The following is an 11676-nucleotide window of genomic DNA, read 5'->3' on the forward strand; positions in this document are numbered from 1 at the left end:
TCTCTGCTTCTTCATGCGTCCGTCCTCAATGGGCCGGACTCTAATCCATTCTGGAGGAAATTCTCAGTGGCAGGTCAATGCAATCGCACTATGACTTTAGCAAAGCAATAGATAGGGCCGATCTCAGCACCCTCAAATGGGAGATGGAAGTCGACCGGCTGGGCACCCCGGATATCCTCTCATTTGGAACTGCCGACATGGATTTTCGATCTCCGCCGGCTGTCGTAGACGCGCTGCATCGTGCGGTCGATACCGGCCATTTCGGTTACCCATACAGGAGGCCGAGCTATTTCGACGCGCTCACAGGTTATCTGAGCAGGCGCTTTGGATGGCAAGTCGAACAGTCGTGGATCGATTCCTGCGTCGCGATCTACCCATCAATGTTCGCGATCATCACGGAATTGACGCAGCCGGGTGATGAAATCATCTATCAGCCACCCGTTCATCACGTTTTTTTGGAAATTGTGAAGGCCAACGGTCGTGTACCGGTCGCCAACCAACTGGTCAGACGCGGTGAAACCTATGAGATGGATTTTGCCGGGCTGGAGGCCTGCATAACCGAGCGAACAAAATTGCTGTTGCTCTGTAGTCCACATAATCCGGTCGGTCGCGTCTGGACTCGAGACGAGCTAAAAGAGCTGGCACGTATATGCGCGGAACGCGGCATCATCGTGGTTTCCGATGAGGTTTACAGTGGGATGCTCTTTGAAGGGGTGGAGTTCACACCTTTCGCGGCGGTTTCCGAATGGGCCGCGATGAATTCTTATTGCCTGATGTCCCCAAGCAAGCCCTTTAACCTTACCGGGCTAAAGCATTCCATCGTGATCACCCCAAATCCGGCACTGCGGGAAGATTTCAGGCGCGGTTTGGTAGGCGCTAATCTCATGTATGGCGGGAGTGTCCTTGGCTACGCCGCTGCAGAGGCAGCGTTTCGCGATTGTGACGATTGGAGCGAAGCGTTGATGCAGCACATCTCCAGCAATCACGCCTACGTCGCCGACCTCATCCATGCTTTTCTGCCAGAGGTGACGGTTCCGGCGGCCGAAGCGGCATACTTCGCCTGGCTCGACCTCTCGAAGCTAAAGACGCCGAAGAGCGTTTACGAGGAGCTTATCGAAAAACAAGCGAAGCTCATTGTGACCTACGGCGAATTGATGGGGCCTGGCGGGGAAAATCATATCCGTATCAACCTCGGCACGTCGCGCTCGGTCTTGGAAGCTGGCATGCGCCGCCTGCTTTCAGTTCTTGTTCCCCTAACTGGGCGCGTCTTTGATGATTGAGCATTCTAATGGCCAGGCGGAATATCCGCGTTCTGAACGATGTTTCGAGCGTCTCCTATCCACCATAAGCCTGCCAGAAGCCGCCAGTCCGTTACCGGCCCCAAACTGCCAGACCGAAAAGCCCGCCCAAGCCGCTCGACTCTATCGTCGGCCAGTGACCAAGATGCACGGAGGTGACGCCTATATGTAATCCTCCAATGGCGGGGCTTCCTGCACGGTCACGCCGGTTGACCCACTGCAACAAGACTGCCACTGTTTATGACACCTTTATGACAGCCTGCATCTTTGATCTTTCGAACTCGACAAGGCCGCCGATGTCGCCACCGTATTTGCCTTCTAGCCGTCCTCAGGAGGATGGGCCTGACGCCGCAACGCGGGCCCGAATGGAATTTTCTAACGAGATGCTCTTCGACCGGCCCAAGGCCGAAGCCTTCTACGGTTCCCCGCCGGAGCGTGCCGGACGCTTTTATGACGATGATCGAGGGCTGGTGGTGCGCTCCGACATCGATGGCAACCCGTTTCATCAAGATCTGATACAATTTGATCCAGATGCCCTCGCGTTTACCGGCAGCGGCACGCCGCGCCCCTTGCCAAGCGTCGGGCATCATTACCAGACCGTCGAGAGCGGGGATTGGCTGCATTTCTGCCTGCGTCTTGGCGGGCGGGGCGTAGAAAGCATCTCGAACTACGCAGATATAGACCAGCCCAGCAGGAGCTGCATCGTCACTCGCTATCCGGCCGGCGCGCGGATAGAGCGGATTTCCTCTCCGGTCGATGGCTGGCGCACAGCGTGCCTCTGGCTGCGGCCGGCGGCGGTACTGCGCTTCCTTGAAACCACGGTGTCACGCGTTCCTGAGCATCTTTCGCTTCTGGTTGACCCCGGCCACATCGATACGCCGAGGCATTTTTCGCTGCCGTTGGACAGGCGGATGGTTCTGGCGGTCGATCAGGTGCTGGACTGCCCCTTTACCGGAGGTACCCGGCGTGCCTTCGTTCGCTCGCGCTATCTCGAGATCCTCGCGCTGATCTATCAGGCCGCGGTCGAAATGCCCGGCGAGAGCGTCGGCGTCTCGCTCACGCGACACACCACCGAAGCCATCACCCGGGCTGCCGCGCTTCTTGCTTCGCGGCTGGATCGCATGGGCAGCCTCGATGAAATCGCCCGCGAGGTAGGCATCAGCCGCACCCGCTTGACCCACGGTTTCCGCGCGCTGATGGGCACCTCGGTCGAGGCGTACTGGCGGCAGTGCCGCATGAACTATGCCCGAGACCGTCTCTGTGAGGACAAGGTCGCGATCGGTGAACTGGCACAGCAACTTGGCTATGCCGAGCTGGCTTCCTTCTCGCGCGCCTTTACCCGAACCTTCGGATTAAGCCCGATGCAAATGCGTACGTTGCGCTGAGTGGGTGCAGACCGTACAGCGTCGTTGCGTTGTCTTCTTCACTGCTGCCCTCAAATCAACGCTTGAGCGACCTTCGGACCTGTCCGTTGCGACAAGAAATTTGTCCGCACAGACAAGGGCTTTTACCGGGAAGTGCAATAGCATGATCCGGTGATTGCCTGGCCAGGATCGCCTCCCTACCGGATGTAATCCTGCTGCATCGAACAAAGATGTGAAGGCGTGACGTTGCGCCTTCGTCAAGGAGCCCAAAGGGGGAGGAGATAACGGATGACAACTCGCAGACAGGTTTTGGTAGGTGCGGGCGCCACGCTGGCGCTTGGCGCGGTTGGGATGCCACTTGCGGCCAAAGCCCAGGGCAAGAAGACCGTTGTGCTGGCATCAATGGGTCCGTTGACCGGTAACTTCGATCCGACGTCCCATACGACGCTGGGGCAGGGCAATTTCGACAAGCTGATCTTCAGCCATCTGACACGTGCGCCGATGGAAGAGGGCAAGACTGACGTGCTCGAGCCCGATCTGGCCCTCAGCTGGCAAATCATCGACGAGCATACCCTCGAGTTCAAGCTCCGTGATGGCGTGAAGTTCCATGACGGGCAAGATTTTTCCGCAGCGGATGTGAAGGCTACCTTTGAGTATGCATCGCAGCCCGATCGTCCTGCCTCTTCCTTCTATCCCGGGCAGGTCGAAGTCGAAGTGGTCGACCCGTTGACCGTCCGCATCAAGACCGACAAATACGGATACCCGGCCTCGACCTTCTGGTTCGTGTCCAGCTACCTGCCGATCCTTTGCGCGGCCGACATCGCCGATCCCGCCAAGTTGCAGTCGCGCCCGAACGGCACCAATGGCTTCAAGTATGTAATGACGGAAGGTGACCGCAGCACGCTCGAGGCATTTGACGGCTATTATGCGGGTCGGCCGAAGATCGACGAAATTGTCTATGCTTATGTGCCCGATGCGAACACCCGTGTGCTTGGCCTCATGAACGGCGAGTATCAGATCGCCGAGCGGCTGGAACCTGAGCAGTATCAATCGCTGCTGTCGAATGACACCGTGGCGGTGCGCAAGGGCATGTCTACGGAAAACAAGTATCTGCACTTCCGCTGCAACAAGGCCCCCTTCGATGACCCGCGCATCCGTCTGGCGGCCTGTCATGCAATCGACCGGGAACAGATCCTTGCCCTTATGGGGGATGCGGGCGTGGCCTCGAATTGCTTCGTTTCGCCGATGAAGTTCGGCTACACGGACATTCCGAACTATCCCACCTATGATCCGGCCGAATCCGCACGTCTGCTCGAGGAGGCCGGATTTCCGGGCGGCAAGGGTTTGCCTCAGCTGGAATACATCACCTCGATCGGCTTTTATCCCAAGACCAAGGAATATGGCGAACTGATCGCAGCGATGCTGATGCAAGTCGGCTTTGATGTGCAACTGACCGTACTGGAGCCGGCGGCTTGGGAGCAGGCGATCTACCGCGGTGCCGATGGCCAGGGTCCGGGGCATATGTGTGACGTGGGCTGGATGACCGGCTCGCCGGAGCCCGATCTGGTGCTACGCCCGAACTGGCATTCCTCGGCCGCGCTGATCAACGGGGTGAGCGATGCCGAGATCGATGCCGCGCTGGACAAGGAGCGGGCGACGCTGGATCCGGCGGAGCGGATGAAGGTGCTGGCCGAGGAGACCTTCCCGCTTCTCGCTGCCAAGGTGCCGAGCTTCTCGCTCTTCTCGGCGGTCGTTTTCCACGGTGCTGCGAAGAATCTCAAGGGTGCCTACTACTACCCGAATGGCCCGATCGACCTGACCAAGGCCGACCTGGTCTGATGTCGCGCCGGGATGCCCGTCCCTGACGGGGGACTTCCCAAAACCCTTATTTGCATCGGCCCGCCTGCGGGTGGGCCGGGCGCAAGAATTTGCGAGCCCGCCGGATTGCCAGGGCGACCCGAACAGGACTGGTCATGTTATTTGCCGTAGACTTCTTTCTGCGCAGGTTGTTGCAGGGTTTGGTCATCGTCGTTCTTGTCGCGATGCTGATCTTCACGCTGCTTCGCGTTGTGCCGGGCGATCCCGTCCGGATTATGCTGGGCCCGATGGTCACGGCCGAGATGGCCGAGGAGACCGCGCAGAAGATGGGGCTGCGCGATCCGGTCCCGGTGCAGTTCATCCGATACGCCGCTCAGGTCGTAAGCGGCGACTTTGGCCATTCATTCGTGCGAAGTGCACAAGGGGGCAGTACCGGCGGTTCGCGCGGGGGGGACACCTTCGATGCCTCAAACCGCGCGCCGGTCATGGGGCTGATCCTGACCGCCTTGCCCTACAGCCTTCTTTTGGCCGGCCTCGCTCTCGGCATCTCGTTGGTGATCTCGCTTCCCATAGGCATCGTTGCGGGACTGTTTTCCGGGCGTTGGCCCGATCGACTTGCCCTATACCTGAGCTCGCTCTTCGTCTCCCTCCCGAACATCTGGCTGGCACTGGTTCTTATCTTCTTAGTCTCGGTAAAGGGAGGGCTTCTGCCCGCCATCGGCTACCAGAACTGGACCTACGCCATCCTGCCGGCGCTCGTTCTGGCAATCGAGCTCTCGCCGGTGTTCATCCGCTCGGCCTCGGTGGCCGTATCCAGCAACATGATGGAATCCTACGTGCCGTCGGGAATTATTCGCGGCCTGTCACGACCGAGGATGATCGTGGCCCACGTCCTGCGCAACTCGATGATCCCGCTGTTGAATGTCGTCGGTATCCAGGCCATCGGCCTGCTGCTCGGCAGTCTCTTCGTCATTGAATATGCATTTAACTATCCTGGTGTCGGGCTGCTGATGATCAACGCCGTCTTCCAGCGCGATTTCCCCGTGATCCAGGCCATCGCCATCCTCGCTTGCACGGTGCTGGTGCTGGTCAACATCCTCGTGGATTTCGCTGCCACCACGATCGACAGAAGGTTGCAATACTGATGACGCCCGAGCTTGTCTCCACTACCTCTGTCGCACAACCGACCCTCCGTGGTCAGCGTTCGCTTTCGGCGACGATGTTCATCAATGCCTGGAGAACGACCGAGTTTCGAATAGGCTTTTTCGTCTTCTTCGGGCTGATCGTTTTGTCGGTGCTGGGGCCGTCATTGTTCGGCGTCTCGCCCACGAAAATCAGCGTCGCGGACAAGTTTCTGCCTCCGATCGGCTTCGAGGGCGGAAACTGGGCGCATGTGCTCGGAACCGACCAGTTGGGCCGTGACCTTTTTGCCCGTTCGCTCATCGGGTTGCGCAATGCGCTGATGATCGGATTGATCTCGGTCGTTGGAATGTTTCTCCTGGGCTCGGCAATCGGAATGATTGCGGGATACGTCGGGGGGTGGGTGGACCTGATCCTGATGCGGATCACTGACGCACAGATGGCCATTCCGGTCATCATACTTGCGATCACCATCCTGGGGGTTTCTCGCCCGACGCCTTTCTCAATCGTCTGCGTGCTTATTCTCGCCGGCTGGCCCGCCTATGCCCGCACAGCCCGCAGCGTGATGCTGTCCGAACGACGCAAGGAATATGTTCGCGCGGCCAAGATTCTCGGCGCCTCGGATCTGCGCATCATGATCGTGCATGTCGCGCCAAACATCCTGCCGCCTATCGCCTTTGTCGCGGTTCTGGATGTGGCACGGATGATGATCATCGAGGCCATCCTCGGCTTCATCGGCATCGGCATCCAGCCGCCGACCCCCACGTTCGGCACGATCATTGCCGATGGAACGAAATACTTGATGAATGCATGGTGGATCACCACGGTCCCCGGCCTACTGCTGGCGATATCGCTTTGCGGCATCAACCTCATGGGTGGCGCACTGGAGCGGGCCCGCAACAAGCTTCTGCAGGGGGTATCATGAGCGAAGCGCATCCCATCCTCAGGGTCCGCGACCTTACGGTTGAACTGCAATCCGCTGCTAGCCGCCGCACGGTTCTAGACAGTGTCTCTCTCGACCTCCACGCGGACGAGGTTCTGGGCATCATCGGCGAAAGCGGCTCGGGGAAGACCGTGCTGTCGCGGGCAATGGTCAACTGGGTCTCGCGCCCGCTCGAGATGACCAGCGGCCAGATCTTCTACCATGGCGAGGATCTGAGGCAGATGCCCGTGCGGCAGTTGCAGGTCCTGCGCGGTCGCAAGATCTCTTATATCGGTGCCGACCCGACCAGCGCGCTCGATCCGACGCTGCCGATCGGGCATCAGATCGTCGAGAAGTTGAAATCGGTCGAGCCGGGCATATCAGAGGCCGACGCGAGGAAGCGGGTGATCGAGACACTGCAGGCTGTCCGGATTCCCTCGGCCGCCGAACGGTTCAACGAGTTCCCGTTTCAGTTCTCCGGCGGAATGATGCAACGGGTGATGATCGTCGATGCACTGGTGACCAGCCCCGACCTGCTGGTCACCGACAATATCACCCAGCCGCTGGACGTGACGGTGGCCGCCCAGATTCTGCGGCTGCTACGGGACTTGCAGGCCGAATACCGCACTGCAATCCTTTTCGTTTCCTCGCTTCTGGGGGTGGTCAACGATATCGCAGACAAAGTGCTGGTGCTGGCGAATGGGAGGGTCGTCGAGCGCCAGTCGATGCAGGGCATCTTGCAGTCGCCCGAACATGAGTACACCCGCCATCTGGTCCGTGACATGCCGCGCATCTGGGAGGCGCAGAGCGAAGTCCCGGCCGTCCGGGCCCGTGTGAACTCCAATGATGGGCGAGAGGCTATCCTTTCGGTGCGCGATGTCAGTCGCACCTATGCGACCAAGGACAGAAGTCGCCTTTTTGGCAAGCAATATGTGCAAGCGGTCCGAGGGGTTTCCTTTGACGTCTACAAGGGTGACAGCCTTGGCATTGTCGGAGAATCCGGCTGCGGGAAGTCAAGCCTCTCGCGGCTGCTGAGCCGACTGGAGGAGCCCGACAGCGGTAAGATCCTGTTCAAGGGTCAGGACGTGGGCGGCTTGCGGGGGACCGCCCTCCTCAACCTCCGCCGGGGCTTCCAGCTGCTGTTGCAGGACCCCTACAATTCGATCCCGTCGCATCTGACCATTGGTCGGACCGTGGCCGAGCCGCTGATCATCCACGGCGGTCACTCCAAGGCCGAGATCCGCGAGAAGGTGGCAGAGACCATGGCTGAGGTCGGGCTGGGGCCCGAGCTTGCCCATAGCCTGCCGGTCGGCCTCAGCGCCGGGCAGCGCCAGCGGGTCAACATCGCCCGCGCCATGGTGCTGGAACCGGAGCTTCTGATCCTCGATGAAACGCTTTCGGCACTGGATCAGGTGGAGCAAGCCAAGCTCCTGGGGTTGTTCGAGAAACTGCAGGTCCGCCACGGCATGACCTACATCTACATCTCGCATGATCTTGGCATGGTGCGTCGGGTCTGTAGCCGCGTCGCAGTGATGTATCTTGGTCGCGTGGTCGAACTGGCCGGGAACGAAACCACCTTCTTCAACCCGGGCCACCCGTACACAAGGGCGCTTCTCTCAGCCGTGCCGGCGATCGAGCACCGGCCCTATGACGCAGCGACCTACCTGCTGGAGGGCGAGCCGCCGAACCCGATCAACATCCCGCCCGGATGCAGTTTCCGCACACGCTGCCCCTTTGCCTTCGACCGCTGTGCCAAGGACGATCCGGCGCTTCTCGCGCGCGGCAGCGGCGATCTGGCTGCCTGTCATTTGGCAGAAGGCGGGATGCCCGCACCCGGCATGTCGCCGGCAGGACTTCACGATCTTAACCAAGTGCCGGCCTTGAGATCCGGGACAGGCGCTTGAACTGAGGGTTTCACCAGATGGACTTCGACTACATCGTGATCGGCTCGGGAAGTGCCGGGTCTCCCCTGACCGCTCGCCTTCTCGAGAAGGGCATGAAAGTGCTACTCATCGAGGCGGGCAAGCGCGAGCGCATTCCGATCACCCGCCTTCCCGCAGCCTTGATACATACGGTCGGCAATTCGCGCTATGATTGGTGCTACAAGACCGAGCCTGATCCCACCCGCAACGGACTGACCGAGGCCTGGCCCCGCGGCAAGGTGCCGGGCGGGTCTTCCGCGATCAACGGCATGATCTTCATCCGCGGCGCCAAGCAGGACTACGATGCCTGGGAGAAGCTGGGCAACCCAGGCTGGGGTTGGAACGACGTACTGCCGTATTTCCGGCGGATGGAAACGGCTGATAACGACAAGGACAATGGTGTGCGCGGCGGCATGGGGCCGCAGCGCGTCTCGGCGCTCCGCTGGAAGCATCCGGTATCGGAGACCTTTTTGAAAAGTTTCCTCGCTGCCGGTGCCACGTTCAACGATGATATGAACGGCGTCTCGCATGAGGGCGTGGCCTGGAACCAGGGCTCGACCAGGAACGGTGTTCGTGCTTCGAGCTATGACAGCTTCGTCCGCCCGAAGCTTGGCAATCCGAACCTGAGGTTCGTCGACGACACGCTGGTCGAGCGCGTGATCATCGTGGACCGCCGCGCTACGGGGGTGGAGGCGCTCCAATCTGGTGAACGTGTCACCTTCTCCGCCAGGCGGGGCGTGGTGCTGTCTGCAGGCTCGATCAACTCGCCGCAATTGCTGATGCTGTCCGGCATTGGCGATCCGGCGGAACTCAAAAAGCACGGGATCGTCACGGTTGTCGACAGCCCGGAGGTGGGCAAGAACCTGCTTGAGCATCCGGGCCTTTATGCGCTGGCCGAGATGAAAGTGCCAACCGCCAACCGGATGGCTCGTCCACTACGCGGCGCCTTGGCCTTCGGAGAATGGCTCTTCGGCAGGCGAGGGGTGATGAGCGTGCCGACCGCCCAGCTGATCGCATTCATCAAGTCGCGGCCGGAGCTGGAGTATACCGATCTGCAGTTTCACCTCTTCCCGTTCGGCCTGGCTCAGACCAAGACTAAGCTCAAGGTGCCGAAGGCGGATCTTGTCACCATCTTGATGAACATCAATCATTCGAAAAGCGTCGGTCATCTTGAACTTCGGTCGGCCGACCCCCGGGAGAAGGTGGCAATCTTCCCGCGTCTGCTGGACCACCCCGATGATGTTGAAACCCTGCTTCGCGGCATTGAGTGGATCCGTCGGATCTGTGTCCAGCCGCCCTTTTCGAAAGACATGCTGCGCTTTCTCGACCTTCCGCCCGAGGGCAGCTCACGAGAGGAAGAGATCGCCTACCTGCGCCGCACGACGGTGCCGTTCTTCCATCCAGTCGGCACGTGCCGGATGGGATCGGATGACAAGGCGGTGGTGCGCCCCGACCTCAAGGTGCGCGGCGTCGAGGGGCTTTGGGTCGCCGACGCCTCGATCATGCCGCGGCACATTTCGGGGAATACCAATGCCACCGCGATCATGATCGGGGACAAGGCCTCGGATTTGATTCACGCCTGACGCCGTCCCGGCAAGGGCGCGTTTCCGGCCTTGTCGAAAACCAGACTTCCGGCACGTCGCGTGCCTCACTCATCTCGCTCCACTGCGTCCCGGCCGGGACGCGGGCTAGTGAACCACGTTCAAAAGGCAGATCCTGACATGACGGAATTTTCTGAACTCTTCATCGGAGGACGTCGCGTCGCCTCCACCGCTCCGCGGATCATTGAGGTCCGCTCTCCCTATGATGGCTCAGTCGTCGGCACTGCCCCGCTGGCCAGCCACGAAGACATTGACCGCGCGGTCGACGCGGCCCGCCGTGCGTTTGATCATGGGCCCTGGCCGCGCCTTTCGGTGGAAGAGCGCATTCAGGTAATCGAGAGGTTCCATGCGCTATACGAGGCGCGCTCGGATGAGTTCGCCCGCTTCGTTTCGCGCGAGATGGGCGCACCGCACTGGTTCACCCAGGCAATCCGGACCCTGATTACCAATCAGAGCCATGCCTTCTTCAAGGCCGCGCGCAGCTACCCGTGGGAGGACCGCCGCGATGGCTTCCCGACCGGCAAGAGCCTTTGGTTGCGGGAGCCGGTCGGCGTCGTCGCAGCCATCATTCCGTGGAATGCCCCACATCAGGTGGCGCTTGGAAAGCTCTATCCCGCGCTGATCGCCGGTTGCACCGTAGTGCTGAAACTTGCCGAGGAAACGGCGGTTGACGGCCAGTTCCTGGGCGAGTTGTTCGCCGAGGCGGGGCTGCCAGAGGGCGTGTTCAGCGTGATTGCCGCCGACAAGGAAACCAGCGAACGTCTGGTGACCCATCCAGGAATCGACAAGATCGGTTTTACAGGGTCCTCTGCGGTGGGGCGCCGCATTGCCGGTCTTGGCGGCGCCCTTCTGAAACGCGTGAGCCTGGAACTGGGTGGAAAGTCGGCAGCCATCGTCCTGGAAGACGCCGATATCGAGGAAACGGTGGCGGCGCTCAAGTTTCGCTCCTTCCCGAACAATGGGCAGGTCTGCGTGGCTCAGACCCGGGTACTGGTACCGCGGCATCGCCAAGTCGAATTTGCCGATGCCATGGCCGCGATGATCAAGGAAATGACCATCGGCGATCCAAGTGCGGAGACCACCTTTCTTGGTCCGGTTGTCTCGGAACGCCAGCGGTTGCGGATAACGGACTACATCCGTCAGGCCGAAGCAGAGGGCACCCGCATCGCCATTGGCGGCAGCGGAATGCCCGATGGCATCAACCACGGCAGTTTCATTCGTCCCACCCTCTTCATTGACGTCGACAACAGCTCCCGCATTGCCCAGGAAGAGATATTTGGCCCGGTTGTCTGCATGATCCCCTATGACAGCGAAGAAGAGGCCATCGGCTTGGCCAATGCTTCGGACTATGGCTTGGCCGGGTCGATCTGGACGCCGGATGCGCAAAGGGCCGAGGCTATCGCCCGCCGCGTGCGGACTGGCACGGTGACGCATGGCAACGCGGCGATCGATCTGCTTTCGCCCTTCGGGGGATTCAAGCAGAGTGGCATCGGCCGCGAGTTCGGCGCTGAAGGGATCAACCACTATATCGAGCACAAGACGATTGCCATTTAAGCCATGGATAGAAGCAACAACGTCCATCTTCGCCTGCGCCGCGGGCTTCCGGTACAA

The 11676-nt window shown here is 60.4% G+C and carries 8 protein-coding genes; all 8 read left to right on the forward strand.

Features of this window, described 5'->3' with window-relative positions:
* Window positions 1-77 precede the first annotated feature (77 nt).
* The 8 genes from JNC62_RS00005 (at window position 78) to JNC62_RS00040 (ending at window position 11619) form a co-directional block, all read left to right on the forward strand.
* Window positions 78-1280, forward strand: coding sequence for a MalY/PatB family protein (locus JNC62_RS00005; RefSeq protein WP_374834828.1), 1203 nt, complete (start codon window positions 78-80; stop codon window positions 1278-1280).
* Between the two features lie 383 nt (window positions 1281-1663).
* Entirely contained in the window at window positions 1664-2683 is a 1020-nt protein-coding gene (locus tag JNC62_RS00010) for a helix-turn-helix domain-containing protein (RefSeq protein ID WP_374834829.1), read from the forward strand.
* Window positions 2684-2950: 267 nt separating this feature from the next.
* On the forward strand, window positions 2951-4501 hold the full coding sequence (locus JNC62_RS00015; protein WP_374834830.1) for an ABC transporter substrate-binding protein: 1551 nt from the start codon (window positions 2951-2953) through the stop codon (window positions 4499-4501).
* A 134-nt stretch (window positions 4502-4635) separates the two neighbouring features.
* Window positions 4636-5625, forward strand: coding sequence for an ABC transporter permease (locus JNC62_RS00020; RefSeq protein WP_374834831.1), 990 nt, complete (start codon window positions 4636-4638; stop codon window positions 5623-5625).
* Window positions 5625-6545 carry an ABC transporter permease gene (locus tag JNC62_RS00025; protein WP_374834832.1) on the forward strand — a complete coding sequence of 307 codons (921 nt, stop codon included), beginning with the start codon at window positions 5625-5627 and terminating at the stop codon, window positions 6543-6545. Before JNC62_RS00020 ends, JNC62_RS00025 begins: the two co-directional genes overlap by 1 nt.
* Window positions 6542-8446: a dipeptide ABC transporter ATP-binding protein gene (locus JNC62_RS00030; RefSeq protein WP_374834833.1), complete on the forward strand. Its 1905-nt coding sequence runs from the start codon at window positions 6542-6544 to the stop codon at window positions 8444-8446. Before JNC62_RS00025 ends, JNC62_RS00030 begins: the two co-directional genes overlap by 4 nt.
* A gap of 17 nt (window positions 8447-8463) precedes the next feature.
* A complete protein-coding gene (locus JNC62_RS00035; protein ID WP_374834834.1) occupies window positions 8464-10047 on the forward strand; it encodes a GMC family oxidoreductase in 1584 nt (527 codons plus the stop codon).
* A 138-nt stretch (window positions 10048-10185) separates the two neighbouring features.
* Window positions 10186-11619 (forward strand): aldehyde dehydrogenase, encoded by a 1434-nt coding sequence (locus JNC62_RS00040; RefSeq protein WP_374834835.1) that lies wholly within the window; start codon window positions 10186-10188, stop codon window positions 11617-11619.
* Window positions 11620-11676 lie beyond the last annotated feature (57 nt).

This window comes from Mycoplana ramosa (assembly GCF_041930185.1).
Lineage (GTDB): Bacteria > Pseudomonadota > Alphaproteobacteria > Rhizobiales > Rhizobiaceae > Mycoplana > Mycoplana ramosa.